This window comes from Chitinibacter tainanensis DSM 15459 (genome assembly GCF_000429785.1).
Classification (GTDB): Bacteria; Pseudomonadota; Gammaproteobacteria; order Burkholderiales; family Chitinibacteraceae; genus Chitinibacter; species Chitinibacter tainanensis.
The window spans coordinates 283,603-305,353 of sequence record NZ_KE386952.1; the positions used below are offsets into that span (position 1 = coordinate 283,603).

Here is a 21,751-nt window from a genome sequence, read left to right on the forward strand (position 1 = left end):
CCAGCTCGTGGCTGGGGATTGCTCAAAGGCGAGCAGATCCGTGACTAAAGTAATTTCAACACTTACACACAAACCGTGATGCCACCAAAGAAATTGTCAGTTAAACTCAATAAAAGCCATTTCTTCCAATAGCCGATCTATCGTCTGGCTCACTAAATTCAAGCATATGAGAACAACTTTGCATCAAGCTAATCCAGAGGATTTTGAATCCCTCGTTAGCCTCCGAATCGTCGCGATGCGTGAAAGCCTTGAGCGAATTGGTCGTTTTGATATTCATCGTGCAAGAGAAAGATTTCGTTCTAGCTTCTCCGCATGTGACACTTACCACATTAAATTAAATCATGAGAAGATTGGTTTCGTTGCATTCAAAGTTTTAGACAATCAACTCTTGTTAGAACATCTGTACATCCACCCAGACCACCAAGGAGAAGGGGTTGGCTCAGAAGTACTGAATTATGTTATTACCGAGTCTGAAAAAATAAGGCGCCCCATCCACGTTGGCGCCTTACGTGAAAGCGATTCAAATAGGTTTTACGTGCGGCACGGCTTTATTTTGCACAGGCAAGAAGAGCACGACAACTATTACATTCGACCAATTTCCACCCAAACTGGCAACACCAACCCATGAAAGAAACAATAAAATCACTAAGAATTTATATTCTTTTCTCTGGAACTTGGTCCACCATTAGCGGATTGTCTATTTTGAAATCATTCGAGGGCAATCCGTTCACATTGTTTTTTGCTCTCGTGCAACTAACCCTCGCGGCCAGTTATATTTACGCCGGACTAAATCTAGACAAACTAATTCAGAACTCTTTGCGCCCTCTCAAATTGGCACTACTCGCTGGCGTTTCGATTTCTGCACTCAAATTCTTATTGAAAACAATAGTTGGCTTTGATGTCTATGCATTCCTAGAACCCATATTGGTTATGTCAATCGCATGGTACTTATGGAAGAATGCAACCAGACTTCAAAATGAATCGAAGCTACTACAAGCAGAAAACACGGAATAAAAAACGCCGCAGGTGACCCCCTGCGGCGTTTTTTATTAGCGAAGGCCCTGCTTATTCGCCTTGGGCGGCCTTGATGTCGGCAACCATCTCGGCCAGCTCACCACTGGCGTACAGCTCTTTCATGATGTCGCTGCCGCCTACGAATTCGCCCTTGATATACAGCTGCGGAATCGTCGGCCAGTTGGCAAATTCTTTGATGCCTTGGCGAATTTCTGGGTCGGCCAGTACGTTCACCGCCGCAAAATTCACGCCCAGATTTTTCAGAACCTGTACCGCACCTGCTGAAAAGCCGCATTGTGGGAAAGTCGGGGTGCCTTTCATGTACAGGATGACCGGATTTTCGTTCACTTGTTGGCGGATGGTGTCTTGAATGCTCATGATGATTCGCTCGCAAAGCCTGAATAAATTAGTCGGGAATTGTAAAGCCGCTACCCGCCGCTCGCAAGGTGTGGCGACGGAGAGTCGGTCGCCGGCCACCAGCGGCCGCCGCTCACCCGGTCATTGTCGCCCAGATCGCGCCAGGTGTGTACTTCGGCAAAGCCGGCCGCCTGCAATAATTCGCGGCAAGCCGCGCCCTGATCCCAGCCATGCTCCAGCAGCAGCCACGCCCCAGCATGCAGGTGGGCCGGCGCAGTAGCAATGATGGACTGCAAATGCCGCAGCCCATCGTAGCCATCGGTGAGCGCGCCACTGGGCTCAAAGCGTAAATCGCCCTGATGCAGATGCTCATCTTCGGCATGGATATACGGCGGGTTGGACACAATTAGCGCAAATTGCTCCGCCCCCAGCGCGCTAAACCAGTTTGACTCTAGCCAGCGCACCTGGGCACCCAGCGTTTGGCCATTCTGCCGCGCGATCGCCAAAGCATCCGGCGATAGGTCAACCGCGCTGACGGTTAAATCGGAGCGCTCTAGCTGCAATGTAATCGGGATACAGCCCGAGCCCGTGCCCAGATCGAGCACCGCACCGCCCTGCGGCGCGCGGGCCAGCGCCAGCTCTACCAGCAATTCGGTATCCGGGCGGGGAATCAGCACCGCCGGGCTCACGGCAAATTCGCGTCCATAAAACTCGCGGCTACCCAGCAAATACGCCACCGGCTCGCCATCGCGGCGCCGCTGCGCCAGCGTGGCAAAGGCCTGCGCCTCGGCTTCGCTGGCCGGCTCATCATCATGCGCTATCAGCCAGGCGCGATTTTTTTGCAGCACGTGCAGCAGCAATACTTGCGCATCGAAACGCGCTAGGCCGCTGCCTTGCAGTAGTTCTCGCCAGCTTGCCACTTAGTCGTCCCGCGTGAGCACTTCGAGCAATTCAATCTCGAATAGCAAATTGGAATTCGGTTTGATGTGAGCGCCGATCTGGCGCTCGCCGTAGGCCAGATGCGCGGGGACGAAGAGTTTGCGTTTGCCGCCGACTTTCATGCCCATCATGCCCTGATCCCAGCCTTTGATCACCCGGCCGGTACCGATCACGCATTGAAATGGCTGGCCTTTGGCGACGGATGAGTCAAACACCGTGCCGTCTTCCAGCGTGCCGGTGTAGTGGGCGGTGATTAGCGCGCCGCGCACGCAGGTTTTGCCCTCGCCCACAACGAGGTCTTCGATGATTAATTCGGTGCTCATGCTCTACTCTGCGAAATAGCGTTAAGCCGCCGATTTTAGCATGCCGCCGCTAGCCCACCGGCGCGGGAAAGACCAGCGTAACACTGGCGCCACCCAGCCCGCTGCGGCCCAGCTCGATGCGCCCGCCATAGGCCTGCACAATATCGGCCACCACTGCCAGACCAATGCCATGGCCCGCCACACGCTCATCCAGCCGCACGCCGCGCTGCAGCGGGGCGCTGGTATCGACAAAACCACGCCCATCGTCGCTCACCACGATAGTGAGCTGCTCGCGGGCAGCAAAAAGCCGCAGCTCGACTTGGCTCTGCGCCCATTTGCCGGCGTTATCCAGCACATTGCCGATCACTTCAAACGCATCGCCTTCATCCAGCGGCCATTGCAATTCGCCGGCGCAGCTGAGCGAAAATTGCAGCGCGCGCGCGGCGTGGACTTTTTCCATGCTGGCGATCAGCCGCTCGGCAATCGGGCGCAGCGCCAGCGGCGCGGCCAGCGCGGCTTGCCCACGCAGGGCGGCGCGACCCAGCTGATGCTGCACAATATGATCCATCCGCGCTACCTGCTCGCGCACATGGCGCGCCAGCTCGGCCGATTGCTGCTCGGCGCGCAAGATGGCCAGCGGGGTTTTCAGGCTGTGCGCCAGATCGCCCAGCGCCTCGCGATAGCGTTGCTGGCGCGCGTGTTCTTGCTCCACCAGCTGATTCAATTGCCGACTCAGCGGCGCAATTTCGGCCGGGTAGACACCGCTCACCTGCCGCTGCCGGCCGGCCTCGATCTCCCGCAATTCGCCCGCCAGCTGGCGCAGCGGGCGCAGCCCCCAACGCAGAAGCAAGGCTTGCGCGAGCAATAAGCCTAGCGCAGCGGCGGCCAGCCAGCCCCACAAGGCTTGCTGAAATTGTCGGTATTGCTGCTGCAGATTGCGGGTATCTTCATACACGATAAAGCGCACCACCTGCGGGGTATCGGCCGCCACCCAGCGTACTTGATAGGCCGCCAACAGATACTCCCTACCCGCCAATTGCAAAGGCTGTTGCAGCCACTGGCCGGTGGCGAGATTGAGCTTGGGCAGTGAGGGCAATTGCGCGGCCGAGGGGGTGCGCCAGCTCGGCTGCGGCTGCTGGGGAAATTCGATCTGCCCATACAGGCCCGAATCGGGCGTCACCCATTGCGGCTCGGTCAGATTATTGGGCATTTGCAGCCGGCCGCTGCGATCAAGCTCGCTGACCGCCAGCAGCGTATACACGCCGCTGCGCAGGCGCTCGAAATGGCTGAGCTGCAAATGGCTGAGATAAATGCGCTGTACCGTCCAGCCAGCCAGGCAGAAAAAGGTCAGCATCACCACGCTGGCGCCGATGTGCAGGCGGGTGCGGATGGCGCTGCTCATGCGTCTTCCAGCGCCAGCCGGTAGCCACGGCCGCGCACGGTTTCGATCACTACCAGACTGCCATCGGGGCTGAGCTTGCGCCGCACCCGGCCCAGCAGCACTTCGATCACATTGCTATCGCGGTCTTCATCATGCGGGTAGAGATAATCGCTGATTGCCTGCTTGCTGACAATATTGGGCCGCGCGCCGACCAGGTATTCCAGCAGGCGAAACTCATAGGCAGTCAGCTCGATGGGTTGGTCAAACATCTTGACCTGCTGCCGCGTAATGTCGATTTTGAGCGGCCCTAGCTGCAAGCCATCGGGCTGGGCTTTCAGCGCGCGGCGCAACAGCGCCATCACCCGCGCGGCCAGCTCTGGGTATTCAAAGGGTTTGGTGAGGTAATCATCGGCGCCGGCTTCCAGCCCGGCCACTTTATCTTGCCAGGCCGCGCGAGCGGTCAGTACCAAAATCGGCATGTCTTTACCCGCAGCGCGCAGGCGGCGAATCAGCTCAACCCCGCCGAGCTTGGGCAGGCCCAGATCGACAATCAGCAAATCAAACGGGTATTCCTGCGCCTGATACAGGCCATCGGCGCCATCAGCGGCGGTATCCACGCGATAGCCGGCGGCGGTGAGCTCGCGGGCCAGCGCTTCGCGCAGGCGGGTTTCGTCTTCGATCAGCAAAATGCGCATGGCGCACTCCTTGTGCCGGGCAGCTTAGCGCACGGCTCCGGTGGCTTCATCGACAAACACGGCGCGCACATCGCCCGCCGAGGTCAGCACTTTCACGCGCCAGACCGATTTATTGCCATCGACGAATTTTTCCACGTTCAGCACTTTGCCGCCGTTGGTTTTCTGTTGCGCCAGAGCGGCGGCTTCATCACGGCCAACCGCCGCTTGCACCAAGGCACTGGCACTCAGACACACCACCAGAATCGCTGTTTTCCAGGCTGTTTTCATCGGTTTATCCTCCAAGATCAGCACATTGTAACCGCAAGCACCATTGGCCTACTGAGATAATTTACACACGCCCAAGCAGGCTTATTTACTGCTCTAGCTCCACCAGCACCCGCACCGGAATCCGCGAGCCGGGCCGGCCCGGATCATAGGCCAGATTGGTGGTATAAATTTGCGAGCGGTATTCATAGCTGACCCGATAATCGCGAATACGTTGCGTGGTATCGCTCACCGGGCGGCAGCGCTGCACCTCGCGGCTGACCGTGTCGTAGCGCGGGCTGGGGTTGTACTGGCTGGCCACATGATCGCCCAGCATGGCACCAATCAGTGTGCCAGCCACGGTGGCCACATCTTTGCCACGGCCTTTGCCGATCTGGTGGCCGATCACCCCGCCGGCGACGCCGCCTAAAATCGTACCGGCGCTGTTATCCAGCGTATTGCGCGGCACTTGTTCGGTGATCCATTCGCTGCGGCACTCCTGCCGCTCTTGGCGAACTGATTCATACTGCGGCTCGACGCTGCGCACGATGGCGTAATCGCGCTGCTGCCAGCGTGGAGTGCTGTTGTTAGTTCTTTCGCTATGCCAGCCATCGCTGGCCATGGCGGTGGTGGTCATCAGTGCCAGCAGGCTGGCGCCAAGCAAGGTGGTGGTGCGCATGATGGTGACTCCTGTGCGTGGGTACAGCTGCACTATGCCTCTGACCAGCTGAATCTGCGCTGAACCGCAAATGTGCGCCCGCACTCGGAACTTCACCGCCACCCCACCGCTCAAAGTGGGCAATCAATGTATTTCGATAGGATGCCCATCATGCCTGAACACCGGCCCCGCTTTGCTGCTCGCCATGCCCTACTCCCGCTCTTGCTGCTGGGATTGCTTACCGGCTGCGAGCAAGCCACCCAGCTCACTCAGCAAGCCGCCTCGTCCGTGGTGGGGATTGTGGGTGAAGAAGTCAAACGCCAGACCGATGGCGTGATCGAGCAAGTGGCCAGCGATGCCAATGAAGTGCTACAGCCACTGGGCGTGGATACCAATCAGCTAGCCAGCGCGGTCAAACAAAAAACCGGGCAACTGGTGCAACAAGTATTAAGCCCGCAAGCCGACTGGAGCACGTTGCTGCAATTTAAAGGCAAATTCCCGCAAGATATCGGCCTATTTACCGCCGTTAGCCCCATCATGCCGGGGCTGGAGCAGATTTTGGGTGATCAGCTGCCCGCTTGGCTCGCCGCGATGAGCGCGCCCAGCCCGCTGCATTACGACAAGGTGCTTTACCTGATTGGCAATAAGCCCACCGCCGGCAAGCCGGATACCGCTTGGCTGATCATCGATCCAGAAAACCGCAAGCTACAAGCTGGGCTGATTCAGCAAGGGCAAGTCAAAACCTTCAGCAGCGCCGGCGAAGCCCTGCACCAGCCGGCTGAAGTACAGCAACACATTCAGCAATACAGCAAGAAATAGCCGGCAAAGGGTATAGGCCGCCAAGTAATATCCAGCAAGGCTCGCAACCCAATACCTAAGGCTGGATATGAATAAAGCCCGGCCGATATAAAAAGCCCTGCACCAAATCCACGCCCAGCGTGCAGGCCATCTCGCGCTGGGCTTCGGTTTCGATGCCTTCCAGCACGGTTTGTTTGCCGGTGGCCTGGGCATAGGCAATCAGGCTGGAGATGGCGGCGCGGTGAAAGGGGCAATGCAAGAGGCTAAGCCAGCTGCGATCAAACTTTAGGCAATCCACCTTGATCAGCAGCGGCAAAGACAGCATCGATTGCGGCGCGCCAATGTCATCCAGCGCCAGCGGAATACCTTGGCGGGCAAAATCATCGGCCATTTTGATGCTGCGGCCGGCGGCGCTGATGTCGCTGTTTTCAATGATTTCCAGCACCACATCGCCCCGGCGCGATAAGAGCTGCAACAGCGGATGCATTTGCTCGCCTTCATCGGCCACCTGATACACATCGGGGTCGAGATTGACAAACAGCGGCAGCGGCGGCGCGTAATCGAGCTGCAGCTGCTTCATCTGGTATTCGGCCTGAAACATCGTCAGCGGGCTATCGTGCAGCGCATGAAAGACCTGATCGGTACGCAAAATCTGGCCCTGGGCATCGTAAAAACGCGCCAAAGCTTCATAGGCGGCGATTTCGCCGCTGTGCGGATTGATCAGCGGCTGATATTCAACGCCGAAACGCTGCTGCCCAAGCACATCGAGCAACAGGCTGACCGGAAAGGCAGACATAACAGACAAACACTACAGCAAGGGGGCTAGCAGCTTAACCTTAATTGTGTGACCCGCGCCACCTTTATTGCACCGTATAGCCTGCTAATGCAATCTGGATATTGCTTGCAGGGCAATACCCCAGCACTAGCGTACCGGCCAATACCAGGCGGGCCGCTCCAGCGCACTTTGCCCTTCGATCTGCGTTTCGCCCAGTTCCTTCACCAAGGTAATCACCTGTGTTTCACGCTGACGGCTTAAAGCGGTTACCAATCGGGCGGCATGGCTCACCACAATGATCTGCGCCTGGGCGCTGGCGGCCACAATCAGCCGCCCCAGCGCGGGTAGCAAATCAGGATGCAGGCTGGTCTCCGGCTCGTTCAGCACCAGCAATTCCGGCGGGCGCGGGCTGAGCAAAGCCGCGCAAAGCAATAGATAACGCAAGGTGCCATCCGATAATTCGGCCGCCGCCAAAGGCCGCAGCAGGCCGTGCTGCCACATGCGCAGCGCAAAACGGCCATGCTCGACCTCAATGTCCAGCCGTGAGCCGGGAAAAGCATCTTCAATCGCCGCCGCCAGCTCATCCCCACGCCCCAGCTCGCGGATGGTCTGGATCGCCGCGGCCAAATCGGCGCCATCATGCGCCAATATCGGCGTATAAGTGCCCACTTGGCTCTGCCGGGCGGGCGCCTGCGCATCGCTACGCAAATGATCATAAAAGCGCCAGCCGCGCATCCGCTCGCGCAAGAGCAGCACTTCGGGTGCGCGCAACGGGTCGGCACACTGCGCAAACAAACTATCGAAGGCCGGCAAATGCCGGCTAAGCACTTGCCACTCGCGGCCGCTGCGCACCCGGCACAAGGCATTGCGCCGATCGGCCAGCACCGCCGCTTCGCGCAGCACCGGGCCGGCCCAGATACATTCGCGCTTGATCTGCGGATCTTGCCCAAACAAGGTCGTGCTATCTGGTGCGGGCAAGCCTAGGTCAATCAGATAGCCATAATCGTCGGCGGCAAAGCCCAAGCGCAAGGCGATAGTGTCTTGCCGGGTCGTGCCCTGAATCGGTACTTCGCCGGCCTTCATCGCCCGGCTAATGGTTTCGGGCCCAGCCCATAACGTGGCCGCAAAGCCGCCTTCCTGCGCCAGATTGGCCACCAGCCGCCCCTGCGCGCTCTCGGCCAGCAGGCGCAAAGCGCGATAGAGGCTGGATTTGCCGCTGCCATTGGCGCCGGTAATGACATTCACCTGCGCCAGCGGCACGATCAGCTCGCGCAAAGAACGGTAATTGGCAATCGCCAAGGTTTGCAGCATGGTCAGCCCGGCCAGAATAAGCAGCCTTCAAGCATACCGAAAGCCCGCCCACAGCGCAGCCCGCGCAGGCCAACTTATCCACACAAAAACAGCAAAAGGTAATTTTTATGAAAGCTATGAAATAACTCACACACATAGCCTCCAGTTATCGGTGCAGAAAAATTCGCGCAGCATATTTGGTGTAGGATGCCCTGCTTATAACAAGGAGATGACATGCGCAAACCGATCACCCCGCTGCGTGCAAGCGGCCTATTGTTATTCAGTTTAATTAGCGGCTCGCTCTGGGCCGCCAGCCCCTGGCAAGAAGGCCGGCAATATCAGGCCGGCGAAGAAGTCAGCTATCAGGGTCAGGTGTATCGCGCGCGCGTAGCCCATGAGGCTATTAGCGGCGCGAACTGGAATCCACAACAAGCCGCCTCGCTGTGGTTGGCACTCAAAGCCAGCCCCGCCCGCGCCACCAGCACGCCCGCTGCGCCCGCCAATAATGGCGCCGCCGCCGGCAGCTGCACTAGCGTCTGGAGCAGCAGCGCCACCTATGTGGGTGGCAATCAGGTGAGCTACAACGGTCGTCTCTATCAAGCCAAATGGTGGACGCGAGGCGAAATCCCCGGCACCACCGGGCAGTGGGGCGTGTGGCAAGATCTAGGGGTATGCGCAGCCAACCCAGCTGCAACAAGCACGCCAGGCAATACCCCCACCCCAGTTATCACAAGCAAACCAACAGCAACCCCGACCCTCGCGCCCACCGCGACGCCGAAACCCAGCAGCTCGCCGAGCACCGCGCCAAGCGCCAGCCCCAAACCGAGCGCGAGTCCAAGCACCAAACCAACAGCAACGCCCACCGTCGCCCCGACAGCCACGCCCAAACCAACAGCCGTGCCTACCGTTGCCCCGACCGCAACACCCAAACCAACTGCCACACCAACCGTAGCACCAACGGCTACTCCTAAACCGACGGCAACGCCAACTGCTGTCCCCACCGCAGCACCAACGGCCAGCCCAACGCCAGCCCCAAGCGCAACGCCCGCACCTAGTAGTGGCTTGGGTTTAGTGATTAATGAAATCGCCAGCGACCCATACGGTAGCGGCAGCTGGCTGGAAATCCGCAACGACAGTGCCGCCAGCATTAATCTGGCCGAGCTGAGCCTGCGCACCCGCAATAACAGCGGCACGCTCACCACCTTTGCCCTTGGCAGCGGCACGCTGCCCGCCCAAGGCATCTTGGTGCTGGCCGCCAGCACCGGCGCCGCCGGACAAGTGAATACCAACCAGATCCGCTATCTGGGCAGCAGCAGCAACTATCCGCGCTGGAGCAGCGCCGGCGGCGCACTGGAGCTGCTGCGCAATGGCCAAATCGCCGACTTTGTCCGCTTTGGTAGCAATAACGATGCCGCCAGCAGCGCCAATAGCTGGAATGGCAGCAACGCGCCAGCGATCAGCAATCAGTTTGGCCATGCCTTAGTACGCTATTTCACCCAAAGCAAAAACACCCGCAGCAGCGCTGACTGGACCAATGTGGCCTTCTCGACCCCAGCCGGGCGCAATGATGTGCCTGCCAATGCCAACGACGACGATGGAGATGGCATCCCCAGCAGCGCCAAAGTCGCGGGCGGCACTTATGCCGGGCTGGATTTATACAGCATGGGCGCCCGCGCGGGCCGTCGCACAATCCTGATTCAGGTCGACTACATGCAAAGCAGCGACGAAGGCGTAAAACCGCAACGCGAAGCCCTGCAAGCGGTGGTAGACGCCTTTGCGCGGCGCAATATCGACGTGCTATTTGATACCGGCAATCTGTACGCGGCTGGCTTTAGCCCGGTGAATTTCAATCTGGGTGGCGGGAAAGCGGTACCGTTTGCGGCCTGCGTGGATTTGAGCCCACCCGCTGGCTGCAGCCGGCTGGCCGATTACAAAGCTGACAGCATGGATTTACGCCGCCGGCAGATTTTCCACTATCTGTTGATGGCCAGCAGCCGCAATGCCGATGGCAGCGCCGGCTCATCGGGCGTGGCGGAAATCAATGGCAATGATCTGGTCGTGTCGCTGGGCAAATGGGGCCTTAATAGCAGCACGGCCAGCAATCGCTACCGACTGATCAATTTCCAGGCCGGCACCATCATGCACGAGCTGGGCCATAATCTGGGCCTGCGCCATGGCGGCTTTGAAAATACCAATGACAAGCCCAACTACTACAGCATCATGAATTACCTGTATCAGCTACAGGGCTTGGGCCAGAGTGCCACCAGCGCCGGCGCGCTGCAGCGGTATTATCTCAAGCGCGGTTATTACAGCCTCAATAGCTGCAGTATCGAAGGCGGCCCGTGCGGCAATACCTTCCGCATTGATTATTCCGATGGCAGCGGCGAGCGCCTGAACGAAAGCGCCCTGCTCGAAAGCGCGCTAATCGGCCGCGGCAGCAGTGCGGGCCTGTATGCCGACTGGAATAACAGCCGCACGCAAGATGGCGCGAGCTATGCTCTCGATCTGAATGCCGATGGCAGCCTAGGCTATCTGCAAGATTACGATGACTGGGGTAATATCAATCTGCGCTTTGCGCGTACTAGCTCGGGGAATGCCGGCGTAGCCATGCTGCGCAGCTTCAGTGCAGTGAGTGAAGTACCGGCCTCGAAAGCCTTTATGCATGACGAATTTGAAGCGGCCGAAGAGCATGCGCCCGATGCCAGCTTCTTTGCCGAGCTGCAGCAGGCTTCCCCTTATCGCCCATAACTGGATCTCGAATGACCAAGTCAATCAACTTGACGTGTGCCCTGGCCAGCCTGCTGGCTGGGGCGTGGCTGGCCAGCCCGGCCAGCGCCGCGCCCTTGCAAGTACACAGCACGCTGCAAGTGGGCGAGCAGCTCAGCGGCCCTTTGCGGCAGTTCAAACAACGCCAGGGCCGCCTGCAGGTGCAGGTGGATGAGCAACGCATGGAAGTCAGTCCTCTGCCCGTCCGCTGGGCCGTGGCCCCGCAAGGCCTCACCGCCACGCTGGCGCGCCGAGCACATCCGGCGGGCCCGCAAGACTGGCTCACGCTGGAAGGCCAAGCCCGCGATGGCCAGCCGCAACGCTGGCTGCTGGGCCGCAATCTCACCAGCGGCGTGGCGCTCAACCCACAGCAGCAGCTGGTGTGGCGCGATGGCGCGCTGCAACTGAGTGACGGCCAAGGCGGCCTGCAAGCGCTGCCGGCAGATGGCGTGATTGGGCGGCAGGGCCAATGGCGACAATGCCTGCAGATTGTTGATCTGCGCGTACCCGCCGCCGAGACTAGCGACAGCGAAGTCACGTTTGATCTGCTCTCGTGGCCCACCAAGCAGGCCCGCTGCCGCTAAGCGCGATCGTCACGCCAACAAAAAAGCCAATGGTATTTACCCATTGGCTTTTTTTATTGCTAGCGCCGCTTTACATCAGGAAAATCGTCGCCAAACCCAAGAAGATAAAGAAGCCCAGGCTGTCCGTCATGGCGGTAATCAACACTGATGAGCCATAAGCCGGATCGCGACCCAGTTTTTGCATGGTCAGCGGCACAAACAAGCCCACCAACGCCGCCACCTGCAGATTCAGCATCATCGCGCCCATCATCACCAGGCCCAGCGAGAGCTGGCCGTACAGCGCCCAGGCCATCACGCCGAGCACCCCGCCCCACACCAAGCCATTGATCACGGCAATACCCAGCTCTTTGGCCACCAGCAGCCGCGAATTGCTGGTGGTAATTTGCCCCAGCGCCAGGCCGCGGATAATCAGCGTGGTGGTTTGCGTGCCGGTATTGCCGCCAATGCCGGACACAATCGGCATCAGCGCGGCCAGCGCCACCAGATGGGCAATGGTGTCTTCAAAGGCGCCAATCACCCGGCTAGCCACAAAGGCGGTACAAATATTGATCGCCAGCCATGGCCAGCGGTTTTTCACCGCTTTGCCCACGCTGGAAAAGAGGTCTTCTTCTTTCAAGCCCGCCAGCGACAGCACTTCGGCTTCGGATTCTTCCCGGATCACATCCACCATCTGGTCGACGGTGATCCGGCCAATCACTTTGTGATTGCTATCCACCACCGGCGCGGAAACGAGGTCATAGCGCTCGAAGGCCTGCGCCGCGGCGCCCACATCATCAAACGGCTGGAAGATCACCACATCGCTGGCCATTACCCCGGCTACGTATGCGTCCGGATCGCTCACCAGGAGTTTATTCAGGGGTAATACCCCCTTGATGATTTCATCATCATCCACCACGAACAGCTTATCGGTATGGGTGGGTAGCTCATCAAAGCGGCGCAAATAGCGCAGCACCACTTCCAGCTTTACATCGGCACGGATGGTGACCATGTCGAAATCCATCAGCGCCCCGACCTGATCGTCGGTGTAGGACATCGCCGATTGCACTTCCGCGCGATCGTCGGCATCCAGCGTTTGCAGTACTTCGCTTTGCACCGCCTGCGGCAGATCGGGCACCAGATCGGCCAGCTCATCGGTATCGAGCTGCCCGGCGGCGGCGATGATCTCGTGCGGGGCCATGCTGGCCAGCAGCTGCTCGCGCACCGCATCCGAGACTTCCAGCAGAATATCGCCATCGTCGTCGGCATCAACGAGGCTCCACACCGTTAAACGGTCGGCCGGCGGCAGAGCTTCCAGAATGTGGGCAATGTCGGCCGGGTGCAGATGCGCCAGCTTCATTTTCAGCTCGGCTTCGTTTTGCCGATGCACCAGTTGCTCGACCAGATCGTGCTTGGCCATGGCCTGCTTGTGCACCATGCTCTCGACGATTTTGTGCCGTTCGAGTAGATGAATCACCTGCTGCAGACTTTCTTGCAGGCTTTCCTGGGCTTTGCGGGTGGTCACATTCATAAGCAAACTCGGGCAAGGTGAACTGGCGCCAATCTGGCGCGCGCAGTGTAGCACGCGCAAAAGCACAAAATGATGGCGATAATTAGGATTACCGGTTTAAGCAATGTCGCAGCGGAGCAAGCGGCGTATAATCGCCGCCGCTGATTGATTGCATCTTCATTACGGGGCGCTTCTTATGCTCAATGCCTTTGTCCTTTCTGCAGGCCGCCTGATTCAAGTGCCGGCGCTGGTGCCAGAAGACCTCTCACGCCCCGAAGTGCTGTGGGTGGATATGGTTGACCCGACGGATGATGAACGTCAGCTGGTGCAGAGCGTATTTCATCTGGAGCTGCCAGAAGATGAAGAGCTGAAAGACTTGGAAGAATCCGCTCGCTGTTATGTCGACGACAATGGCGTGCACATCAGCTCGTTTTTCCTCACCCACGCGGAAGACGAACACCAGAACGTCACCGTCTCTTTCCTGCTCAATGAAGGCCGTCTGCTCACCATCCGGCAGGAAGAACTGGCGGTATTTCGTTTATTCCGCCTGCGCGCGCGGGTGCAGCCCGGCTTTGTGGCCAGCGCGCAGGAAATTTTGCTGGCGATTTACGATGCCGCGGTGGAATACGATGCCGACGTGCTGGAAGAAATCTATACCAAACTCGACGATGTCAGCCGCCGCGTGCTGGACCATAGCGCCGAGATGACGGACGAGCTGATGGGCCAGGCGCTGGCCGAGCTGGCCGGCCACGAAGACATCAACGGTAAAGTGCGGCTGGACTTGATGGACACGCGCCGCGCACTGTCTTTCCTCTTGCGCTCACGCCAGCTGGCGGCCGCACAGGAAAACGATCTGCGCGAGATTTTGCGCGATCTGGAATCACTAAATAACCACAGCGCCTTCCTGTTCGACAAGATTAACTTCTTGATGGATGCGGTGATGGGTCTGATTAATCTGGCCCAGAATAAAATTATTAAAATCTTCTCGATCGCCAGCGTGGTGTTTCTGCCCCCAACGCTGGTGGCCTCGATTTACGGGATGAATTTCCAGCATATGCCCGAGCTGCAATACGATTGGGCCTATCCGCTGGCGCTGCTGCTGATGGTGATGTCGGGTATCGCACCCTACGTCTTCTTCAAGCGCAAAGGCTGGCTCTAAGCCACTTATCTTGATGGGCGCACTGGGCGTGTGCGCCGTCTTACCGCCAATCGTGTCAATGTAAGTATTCTACTGGCATTGCCCGCGCGGCTTGCGTAGGCTCAATCGTTATCCGCAGCGCCACACGCCCATGACCCGCACAGTCCAGAATGCTGACCAACGTTTGCGCGATATTCAGCGCCTGCTGCACAGCGCGCCCGAACAGGCGCTGCAGCTGAGCGAGCAATTACTGCGCGAAAGTCAGCAGATCGGCGACATGGCCAGTCTGGTGCAGGCCACCGTGTTTATTGCCAACACCCACAATCAGCTGGGCGTGCGCTGCGACGATCAACAACGTCTGCTTGAAGCTCTGATGATTTGCCAGCACCACGATTTACCCCATCTCGCGATGGACGTCCTTGAGCGGCTCGGCCGCGATTACTACACCGGTGGCCTGTACGCCGAATCGCTGGCGGCATGGAAGCAATGCATTGAGGTGTGCCGCACCCTGCGCCACTGCGGCCCCACCCACGCCGATGCGCTGATCGGGCTGGGCCATGTCTGCAGCGCTTACAACGCCTACGAACAAGCGGTGGAATTTCATCGCGCCGCGCTGCAATTATTGCGCTTAAATCCACAGCTGCAGCAGCAAGCCAAAGCGCAGCTGAGCCTGGGCTGGGATCTCTATCACGCGGGCCAGATGGGTGAGGCCATCAATACCCTGCAAGCTTGTGCCGATTTCAGCCAGGCTAATGGGCTGCAACATTTTGTTTCGGAATGCCTGCTGCATCTGGGCACCATTGCCCTGAAAAGCTACCACCTGGATCAAGCCGAGCTGTATCTGACTCAGGCGCTGGAATCCATCGAGCAAACTCCGGCCCACTGGACCGAATGCAATGTACTGGGCCAATTGGCCGAAGTGCATTTTTTGCTCGGCAATCCGCGCATGTCACTGGACATCATCGAGCGGGCCCTGCGGCTAGCGCGCCAAGATGGCATGCGGCATATCGAAGCCCGCTTTCATGCCCAAGCCAGCGGCTATTGCGCCGCGCTGAAAGACCACGATGGCGTGGGCTTTTATGCCCAGCAACTGGATCAGATTCACCTAGAAAACAGCAAATCCTGGCATATTCCAGCGATCGACCTGAGCGACATTCGCCAGTACTTACCGAAAAAAGCCTAGGTATCTTAAGCAAAATCAATGACAACAAGCCTCGCCAGCCTATACCCTCAAGCCAAACTGCCGCGCCTAGACCGGTCGGCTTGTAATTGGCCGCTTGGCCCCCATATGCTGACGAATCATCACTGCCGCTGGAGCCGCCCATGAGCGTGCCACACCTCACCACCGCCCTGACTGGCCCCCTCTTGGAGCTGGAACGCAAAATCCTCGATGCCCAACCGGAAATCGAACATTGGTTCCGCAATCAATGGCAAGAGCACACGCCGCCGTTTTATGGCTCGGTGGATTTGCGCAATGCCGGCTACAAGCTGGCGCCCGTGGATATGAATCTGTTTCCCGGCGGCTTTAATAATCTGAACCCGGAATTTCACCCGCTAGCCGTACAAGCGGCGATGATGGCGCTGGAAGGCTATTGCCCAGATGCGCGGCGCATTTTGCTGATTCCTGAAAACCACACCCGTAATGCCTTTTACCTGCAAAACGTAGCGGCACTGGTGAAAATCTTGCGCCAGGCCGGCATGGTGGTACGCGTAGGCAGCCTCAGCCCCGAAATCAGCGCCCCAACTGAATTAGCCCTGCCTGATGGCAGCACCCTGCTGCAAGAACCGGTGGTGCGCCAAGGCAATCGCATCGGTCTGGCGGATTTTGATCCGTGCGTGGTGCTGCTGAATAACGATTTGTCCGGCGGCATCCCGGCCATCTTGGAAAACATTGAACAAACCCTGCTGCCACCGCTGCACGCAGGCTGGGCGGTGCGGCGCAAAACCGGCCACTTCAGTGCTTATGACAAGGTGGTTGACGAATTTGCCAAGCTGATTGATATCGATCCGTGGTTTATTAACCCGTATTTCGAACATGTGGATGGGCTGGATTTCCACGCCCGCGAAGGCGAAGAGCAGCTCGCCGCCACGGTGGACGCGATGATCGAAAAAATCGCCGCCAAATACGCCCAGCATGGCATCGACCAAACCCCGTTTGTGATCGTGAAGGCCAATGCCGGCACCTACGGCATGGGCATTATGAGCGTGAAATCCGGCGCCGAGCTGGTGAATCTGAATCGCAAGCAGCGCAATAAAATGTCGGTGATTAAAGAAGGCCTCACCGTGCACGATGTGATCGTGCAAGAAGGGGTGCCGACTTTTGAAACCATCGACGAAGGCGTAGCCGAGCCCGTGATCTATATGCTGGATCGCTTTGTGATTGGTGGTTTTTACCGCGTACACACCGGCCGCGGCATTGATGAAAATCTGAACGCCCCGGGCATGCATTTCCAGCCACTGGCTTTTGCCACCCCGCTGACCACCCCCGATTGCGATGGCTCGCCCGATTGCGAAGCCAACCGCTTCTACGCCTACGGCGTGGTGGCGCGACTGGCCCTGCTGGCTGGCGCGCTGGAACTGGAAGCCGAACCCAACTAAGCGGAGCACCCGATGGCCCAGCTGCATATCCTGTTTGTTGCCGATCCGCTGGATGGCTTCAAAATCTACAAAGACAGCACCTACGCCATGATGCGCGAGGCGGCGCAGCGCGGCCATCAGGTGTTTGCTTGCCTGAGTGATGATCTGCGCCTCAGCCAAGGTCGGGTGCGCGCACGGGCGCAGGGGCTGCAACTGCAGAGCGAGGCAGACGCTGGCGCTTGGTATAAGGTTACCGACACAGTCGATCGCGAGCTGGCGGATTTCTCGGCGGTGATCATGCGTAAAGATCCGCCCTTTGATCAGGCCTATCTGTATGCCACCCAGCTGTTTAGCCTGGCGGAAGCGCACGGCGCAAAGGTATTCAACCGCGGGCAGGCGCTGCGCGATCTGAACGAAAAGCTGGCGATCTTTCAATACCCAGAGCTGATTGCCCCCACGCTGGTCAGTCAGGATATGGCCGATATTCGCGCCTTTGTGGCCGAGCATAGCGATGTGATCGTTAAGCCGCTGGATGGTATGGGGGGGGCGGGTATCTTCCGCCTGACCAATCAGGATAAGAACTTGGGCAGCATACTGGAGATGCTTAGCCACAATGGCAGTCGCCTTGTCATGGCCCAGCAATACCTGCCGGCCATCAAAGACGGCGACAAACGCATTTTGCTGATTGATGGTGTGCCTGTGGATTGGTGTCTGGCGCGAATTCCGGCGGCGGGCGAAACCCGCGGTAATCTGGCCGCCGGTGGCACCGGTGTTGCCCGCCCACTAAGCCCGCGTGATCGCGCGATTGCCGAACAGCTGGGCCCCGAGCTCGTCGCACAAGGCCTGCTGCTGGTGGGGCTCGATGTGATTGGCGAGCATCTGACGGAAATTAATGTCACCAGCCCGACCTGCTTTCAGGAAATCACCGCGCAATCAGGCATCAATGTGGCGGGTTTATTCATTGATGCACTGGAGCGCCGGTGCGCCTAAGCGCAGCCCTGCCCCGCCTGCTGCGAGCTGGCTCGGTGCTATTGCTGTGCCTGTGGCTCAGTGCCTGCGGTAAAAACGAGCTGTATCAGCAGGAAAGCTATGTGTTTGGCACCCGCGTGCAGATCAGTATTTACGGTCTGGATGAAGCCGTAGCCGCCAAACACGCCGGCGCCGTACTGGCCGAACTGGATCGGCTACACCGCAAACTGCACGCTTGGCAGCCTTCCGAGCTCACTAAGCTCAACACCGCCATTGCACGCGGAGAGAGCGTGCAGGCGGATGTCGAGCTCATCGAAATGCTGCGCAGTGCCCAGCAATATGCCCGCCAGAGTGATCAGCTGTTTAATCCAGCCGTGGGCGAGTTGGTGCGACTGTGGGGCTTTCACCAAGATACTTTTGCGCCAGTCACGCCTGACCCCGCGCAGTTACAAGCCGTACTGAGTGCGGCCCCCACGCTGGACGCGCTGCAAATTGAAGGCAGCAGCATCAGCAGTAGCAATCCGGCAGTGCAGATTGATCTAGGTGGTTTTGCCAAAGGCTGGGCCCTGGATCATGCCGCGCAATATTTGCGCCAGCAGCGGGTGCTCAATGCCCTGATCAATATTGGCGGCAATGTTTTGGCGCTGGGCAAAAAAGATCAGGAGCCGTGGAGCGTAGGCCTGCAACACCCACGCAAACCCTCAGCGATGGCGGTGTTGCAGCTCAAAAGCGGCGAAGCCATTGGCACCTCGGGCGATTATCAGCGGTACTTTATGCAAGGCAAAGAGCGGCACAGCCATCTGATTGACCCGCGCACCGGCCAGTCAGCCCACGGTATTCAGGCCGTCTCGATTATTGCCCCCCCAAGCCAGAGCGCAGGCACGATTTCCGATGTGGCCACCAAGCCGATGTTCATCGGTGGTTTGGCCACCAGCTGGCAGTATGCACAGCGCTTTGGTGTGCGCGATGTATTGGTGATTAACGAGCAAGGCGAAGCCTATCTGTCGCCGAGCATGCAGGCCCGCCTGAAATGGCTGGATGCCCCCAGCCGGATTTACCGCCTGCGCTAGGCTGACGGCAAATTGCAATTTGCCCTGCGTATACTACGGCCAGTCAGCTGGCCCACAGGTAGGCACAGTGTTGCAGCGCGGCTGTTTGTCATTTTTGCTACTGCTCGAATCAGGCAAACAGTTATATGATGCATTAATTGACTGAAAACCTAATGCCCATAAGGCTTTAGGGAACGAAGAAGGAAGTACTGGTTCATGGTAGGCATAATCATCGTTACCCACTATTCGATGGGTGAGGCATTGATGACCTGTGCGCAGCACATCATGGGTCGGCCATTGCCCAATTTGGGCCAGCTTGCCGTGAGCAAAGCCGACGACCCGGAGCAGGTATTGCAACGCGCCAAAGCACTGATTGCCGAGCTGGATGATGGCGACGGCATCTTGTTGCTAACCGATATTTACGGCGGCACGCCCTCCAATGTTGCCAACCGGCTGATCGAAGCCGGCAAAATCGAAGCCGTCGCCGGCGTTAATCTACCCATGCTGGTGCGGGCGCTGTCGTATAGCCATCAATCTCTCGAGATTGCCGTGAGTAAAGCCATCACCGGTGGCTTGGAAGGCGTGTTGTACATGCTCCCCGGCAACCCTTTGTAAGCAGGAACACACTATGCCGCAGCTTGAAGTCGAAATCGTCAACAAATTAGGCCTGCATGCGCGAGCCTCGAGCAAATTTACCCAGCTGGCCAGCCAGTTTCAAAGCGAAGTCTGGATCAGCCGCAATCAGAAACGTGTGAATGCCAAATCAATTATGGGCGTGATGATGTTAGCCGCCGGCAAAGGCAGCAAAATTCTGATCGACACCAGCGGCCCGGACGAAGACAAAGCCTTGGAAGCGCTTACCGCGCTGGTGGCAGATCGCTTCGGCGAAGGCGAATAAACGCAGACTTGCGCCGGATTGCCGCCTGCAGAGTGGCAACCGGCACGCCAGCCCGTGCGCTGGCCTAACCGGCGGCAACGCCAGCAGGAGGAACAGGGATGAGTATCAGCCTACACGGTTTGGGCGTGGGAGGTGGCATTGCCATCGGCCATGCTCATTTGGTATCGCACACCGATATCGAGATCGTGCATTACGTCATCCCGGCCGATGGCATCGCCGCCGAGCTGCAACGCTTTGACGAGGCCATCCGCAATACCCGCAAAGAATTGGAAATGCTGTGGGGCAGCATCCCGGACAATGCGCCAGCCGAGCTGGGCGCTTTCCTGAGCCTGCACATCATGCTGCTCAATGACCACACTCTGTCGAAAGAGCCGCGCCACATCATTGAAACCGAACGCTGCAATGCCGAATGGGCCGTTAAGCAGCAGCTGGATGTGCTACTCGCCCAATTTGACGAAATCGAAGAAGAATATTTGCGCGAACGGCGCACCGACGTCATTCAGGTCACGGAGCGAATTTTCAAAGCGCTGGCCGGCCATCAGCATGGCCCCCATGCCCTGCATTGCGGTGGCGATGACTGCATTTTGGTCGCACATGATTTGTCGCCGGCCGATATGGTGCTGTTCAAAGACACCAATTACCGGGCTTTTATCACCGATGTGGGTGGCCTGACTTCGCATACCGCCATTCTGGCGCGCTCGCTGGATCTGCCGTCCGTCTTGGCACTGCGCACCGCGCACCAGATTATCCGCGAGCAAGAGCTCATCATCGTCGATGGGATCAAAGGCTGCGTCATTATTGATCCTGATGACAAAACGCTGGCCGAATACCAATTCCGCCAGGCCGAATGGCTCATCAAACAGCAGCAGCTGCAAGATATCCGTACCAAGCCGGCCGTCACCTATGACGGCACCGAAGTGGATCTCTCGGCCAACATCGAGCTGCCTGAAGATTGCGAGCTAGCGCTAGAAAACAACGCCAGCGGCGTGGGTCTGTTCCGTTCCGAATTCTTGTTTCTAAAAGAAGACGATCTACCCACCGAAGAAGAGCAATTTGTCGCCTACAAAGCGGCCGCCGAAGCCATGGCAGGTAAGCCCGTCGTGATCCGCACGATTGACTTGGGTAAAGACAAAATCCCATCGTGGCAGGCCGAGCGTGAAGCCCCCAATCCGGCGCTGGGGCTTACCGGGATTCGCCTGTGCCTGGCCGAGCCGCAAATGTTTCGCACCCAGCTGCGCGCCCTGCTGCGCGCCTCGGCATTTGGCAAAATTAAATTGCTGATCCCGATGCTGTCGGCGCTGAGCGAGGCCAAACAAACGCGCCAGCATATCGAAGACATCAAGCAGCAACTGCGCGAAGAAGGCATTGCCTTTGATGAGCATATCGAGCTTGGCGGCATGATCGAAGTCCCCGCCGCGGCCATGGCGGTGGGCGTATTCCTGCAACACCTCGATTTTATTTCAATCGGCACCAATGACCTGATTCAGTATTCGCTAGCGGTCGATCGAAATGATGATTCAGTGAGCCATTTGTATGACCCGCTCAACCCAGGGGTCTTGCAGCTACTCAAACACATCATCAGCACCGCCGACAAACTCGGCAAACCTGTATCTATGTGCGGTGAAATGGCCGGCGACCCCAGCCTGACCCGACTGCTGCTGGGTTTGGGGCTGCGGCGCTTCTCGATGCTGCCGATTCAATTATTGAAAGTAAAACAGCAATTACTGGGCGCCGAGCTTGGCCGGATCAAACCCATCGTTAGCAAAATGCTGAAAGCCGACGATGAAGACACGCTGCGGCAATTGCTGCAGCAGCTCAATAGCTAGCAGGGA

22 protein-coding genes are annotated in these 21,751 nt (G+C 58.3%); 12 read left to right on the forward strand and 10 right to left on the reverse strand.

Annotated features, from left to right (window positions below):
• The first annotated feature begins 178 nt into the window (after positions 1 to 178).
• A complete protein-coding gene (locus G482_RS0113770) occupies positions 179 to 628 on the forward strand; it encodes a GNAT family N-acetyltransferase (protein WP_211227633.1) in 450 nt (149 codons plus the stop codon).
• A gap of 437 nt (positions 629 to 1,065) precedes the next feature.
• Here G482_RS0113770 and grxD read toward each other — a convergent pair whose 3' ends face one another.
• The 7 genes from grxD to G482_RS18815 all read right to left on the reverse strand — a co-directional run bounded on the left by grxD (position 1,066) and on the right by G482_RS18815 (position 5,610).
• Complete coding sequence (gene grxD, locus G482_RS0113780; protein ID WP_028450512.1) at positions 1,066 to 1,392, reverse strand: Grx4 family monothiol glutaredoxin; 327 nt, start codon at positions 1,390 to 1,392, stop codon at positions 1,066 to 1,068.
• 50 nt (positions 1,393 to 1,442) lie between these two features.
• On the reverse strand, positions 1,443 to 2,291 hold the full coding sequence (gene prmC, locus G482_RS18810; protein ID WP_051259039.1) for a peptide chain release factor N(5)-glutamine methyltransferase: 849 nt from the start codon (positions 2,289 to 2,291) through the stop codon (positions 1,443 to 1,445).
• Complete coding sequence (locus G482_RS0113790; RefSeq protein WP_028450513.1) at positions 2,292 to 2,633, reverse strand: FKBP-type peptidyl-prolyl cis-trans isomerase; 342 nt, start codon at positions 2,631 to 2,633, stop codon at positions 2,292 to 2,294.
• A gap of 49 nt (positions 2,634 to 2,682) precedes the next feature.
• Entirely contained in the window at positions 2,683 to 4,014 is a 1,332-nt protein-coding gene (locus tag G482_RS0113795) for an ATP-binding protein (RefSeq protein WP_028450514.1), read from the reverse strand.
• Positions 4,011 to 4,688, reverse strand: coding sequence for a response regulator transcription factor (locus G482_RS0113800; RefSeq protein WP_028450515.1), 678 nt, complete (start codon positions 4,686 to 4,688; stop codon positions 4,011 to 4,013). The genes G482_RS0113795 and G482_RS0113800 overlap by 4 nt, the downstream gene beginning before the upstream one ends.
• Positions 4,689 to 4,712: 24 nt before the next feature.
• A complete protein-coding gene (locus G482_RS0113805) occupies positions 4,713 to 4,955 on the reverse strand; it encodes a PepSY domain-containing protein (protein WP_051259040.1) in 243 nt (80 codons plus the stop codon).
• Between the two features lie 85 nt (positions 4,956 to 5,040).
• The gene (locus G482_RS18815; RefSeq protein ID WP_051259041.1) at positions 5,041 to 5,610 is read right to left on the reverse strand and encodes a glycine zipper 2TM domain-containing protein; all 570 of its coding nucleotides are present in this window, start codon (positions 5,608 to 5,610) and stop codon (positions 5,041 to 5,043) included.
• Positions 5,611 to 5,760: 150 nt separating this feature from the next.
• On the opposite strand from G482_RS18815, the gene G482_RS0113815 reads away from it, so the two are divergent.
• Positions 5,761 to 6,408, forward strand: a complete 648-nt coding sequence (locus G482_RS0113815; protein ID WP_028450517.1) for an Ivy family c-type lysozyme inhibitor — start codon at positions 5,761 to 5,763, stop codon at positions 6,406 to 6,408.
• Positions 6,409 to 6,463: 55 nt separating this feature from the next.
• Here G482_RS0113815 and G482_RS0113820 read toward each other — a convergent pair whose 3' ends face one another.
• Entirely contained in the window at positions 6,464 to 7,183 is a 720-nt protein-coding gene (locus G482_RS0113820; RefSeq protein ID WP_028450518.1) for an EAL domain-containing protein, read from the reverse strand.
• A 126-nt stretch (positions 7,184 to 7,309) separates the two neighbouring features.
• A complete protein-coding gene (locus G482_RS0113825) occupies positions 7,310 to 8,473 on the reverse strand; it encodes an AAA family ATPase (protein ID WP_028450519.1) in 1,164 nt (387 codons plus the stop codon).
• A 213-nt stretch (positions 8,474 to 8,686) separates the two neighbouring features.
• On the opposite strand from G482_RS0113825, the gene G482_RS19785 reads away from it, so the two are divergent.
• Positions 8,687 to 11,200, forward strand: coding sequence for a carbohydrate-binding protein (locus tag G482_RS19785; RefSeq protein WP_051259042.1), 2,514 nt, complete (start codon positions 8,687 to 8,689; stop codon positions 11,198 to 11,200).
• 11 nt (positions 11,201 to 11,211) lie between these two features.
• Complete coding sequence (locus tag G482_RS0113835; RefSeq protein WP_028450520.1) at positions 11,212 to 11,802, forward strand: hypothetical protein; 591 nt, start codon at positions 11,212 to 11,214, stop codon at positions 11,800 to 11,802.
• A gap of 70 nt (positions 11,803 to 11,872) precedes the next feature.
• Here the strand turns inward: G482_RS0113835 and mgtE are convergent, their stop codons facing one another.
• Entirely contained in the window at positions 11,873 to 13,309 is a 1,437-nt protein-coding gene (gene mgtE, locus G482_RS0113840; RefSeq protein ID WP_028450521.1) for a magnesium transporter, read from the reverse strand.
• Between the two features lie 175 nt (positions 13,310 to 13,484).
• On the opposite strand from mgtE, the gene corA reads away from it, so the two are divergent.
• The 8 genes from corA (at position 13,485) to ptsP (ending at position 21,745) form a co-directional block, all read left to right on the forward strand.
• On the forward strand, positions 13,485 to 14,447 hold the full coding sequence (gene corA / locus G482_RS0113845; protein ID WP_028450522.1) for a magnesium/cobalt transporter CorA: 963 nt from the start codon (positions 13,485 to 13,487) through the stop codon (positions 14,445 to 14,447).
• 130 nt (positions 14,448 to 14,577) lie between these two features.
• Positions 14,578 to 15,609: a tetratricopeptide repeat protein gene (locus tag G482_RS0113850; protein WP_028450523.1), complete on the forward strand. Its 1,032-nt coding sequence runs from the start codon at positions 14,578 to 14,580 to the stop codon at positions 15,607 to 15,609.
• Between the two features lie 140 nt (positions 15,610 to 15,749).
• Positions 15,750 to 17,024, forward strand: a complete 1,275-nt coding sequence (gene gshA, locus G482_RS0113855) for a glutamate--cysteine ligase (protein WP_028450524.1) — start codon at positions 15,750 to 15,752, stop codon at positions 17,022 to 17,024.
• 21 nt (positions 17,025 to 17,045) lie between these two features.
• The gene (gshB, locus tag G482_RS0113860) at positions 17,046 to 17,993 is read left to right on the forward strand and encodes a glutathione synthase (RefSeq protein WP_028450525.1); all 948 of its coding nucleotides are present in this window, start codon (positions 17,046 to 17,048) and stop codon (positions 17,991 to 17,993) included.
• On the forward strand, positions 17,984 to 19,042 hold the full coding sequence (locus tag G482_RS0113865; protein ID WP_245575293.1) for an FAD:protein FMN transferase: 1,059 nt from the start codon (positions 17,984 to 17,986) through the stop codon (positions 19,040 to 19,042). The genes gshB and G482_RS0113865 overlap by 10 nt, the downstream gene beginning before the upstream one ends.
• Positions 19,043 to 19,237: 195 nt before the next feature.
• Positions 19,238 to 19,636, forward strand: coding sequence for a PTS sugar transporter subunit IIA (locus G482_RS0113870; RefSeq protein ID WP_028450527.1), 399 nt, complete (start codon positions 19,238 to 19,240; stop codon positions 19,634 to 19,636).
• A 13-nt stretch (positions 19,637 to 19,649) separates the two neighbouring features.
• The gene (locus tag G482_RS0113875) at positions 19,650 to 19,919 is read left to right on the forward strand and encodes an HPr family phosphocarrier protein (protein ID WP_028450528.1); all 270 of its coding nucleotides are present in this window, start codon (positions 19,650 to 19,652) and stop codon (positions 19,917 to 19,919) included.
• 98 nt (positions 19,920 to 20,017) lie between these two features.
• The gene (gene ptsP, locus G482_RS0113880; RefSeq protein WP_028450529.1) at positions 20,018 to 21,745 is read left to right on the forward strand and encodes a phosphoenolpyruvate--protein phosphotransferase; all 1,728 of its coding nucleotides are present in this window, start codon (positions 20,018 to 20,020) and stop codon (positions 21,743 to 21,745) included.
• Positions 21,746 to 21,751 lie beyond the last annotated feature (6 nt).

Coding starts and splice junctions, on each gene's coding strand:
- grxD (WP_028450512.1), bottom strand. CDS start 1,392: ATGAGCATTCAAGACACCATCCGCCAACAAGTGAACGAAAATCCGGTC.
- G482_RS0113790 (WP_028450513.1), bottom strand. CDS start 2,633: ATGAGCACCGAATTAATCATCGAAGACCTCGTTGTGGGCGAGGGCAAA.
- G482_RS0113795 (WP_028450514.1), bottom strand. CDS start 4,014: ATGAGCAGCGCCATCCGCACCCGCCTGCACATCGGCGCCAGCGTGGTG.
- G482_RS0113800 (WP_028450515.1), bottom strand. CDS start 4,688: ATGCGCATTTTGCTGATCGAAGACGAAACCCGCCTGCGCGAAGCGCTG.
- G482_RS0113805 (WP_051259040.1), bottom strand. CDS start 4,955: ATGAAAACAGCCTGGAAAACAGCGATTCTGGTGGTGTGTCTGAGTGCC.
- G482_RS18815 (WP_051259041.1), bottom strand. CDS start 5,610: ATGCGCACCACCACCTTGCTTGGCGCCAGCCTGCTGGCACTGATGACC.
- G482_RS0113815 (WP_028450517.1), top strand. CDS start 5,761: ATGCCTGAACACCGGCCCCGCTTTGCTGCTCGCCATGCCCTACTCCCG.
- G482_RS0113820 (WP_028450518.1), bottom strand. CDS start 7,183: ATGTCTGCCTTTCCGGTCAGCCTGTTGCTCGATGTGCTTGGGCAGCAG.
- G482_RS0113825 (WP_028450519.1), bottom strand. CDS start 8,473: ATGCTGCAAACCTTGGCGATTGCCAATTACCGTTCTTTGCGCGAGCTG.
- G482_RS19785 (WP_051259042.1), top strand. CDS start 8,687: ATGCGCAAACCGATCACCCCGCTGCGTGCAAGCGGCCTATTGTTATTC.
- G482_RS0113835 (WP_028450520.1), top strand. CDS start 11,212: ATGACCAAGTCAATCAACTTGACGTGTGCCCTGGCCAGCCTGCTGGCT.
- mgtE (WP_028450521.1), bottom strand. CDS start 13,309: ATGAATGTGACCACCCGCAAAGCCCAGGAAAGCCTGCAAGAAAGTCTG.
- corA (WP_028450522.1), top strand. CDS start 13,485: ATGCTCAATGCCTTTGTCCTTTCTGCAGGCCGCCTGATTCAAGTGCCG.
- G482_RS0113850 (WP_028450523.1), top strand. CDS start 14,578: ATGACCCGCACAGTCCAGAATGCTGACCAACGTTTGCGCGATATTCAG.
- gshA (WP_028450524.1), top strand. CDS start 15,750: ATGAGCGTGCCACACCTCACCACCGCCCTGACTGGCCCCCTCTTGGAG.
- G482_RS0113870 (WP_028450527.1), top strand. CDS start 19,238: ATGGTAGGCATAATCATCGTTACCCACTATTCGATGGGTGAGGCATTG.
- G482_RS0113875 (WP_028450528.1), top strand. CDS start 19,650: ATGCCGCAGCTTGAAGTCGAAATCGTCAACAAATTAGGCCTGCATGCG.
- ptsP (WP_028450529.1), top strand. CDS start 20,018: ATGAGTATCAGCCTACACGGTTTGGGCGTGGGAGGTGGCATTGCCATC.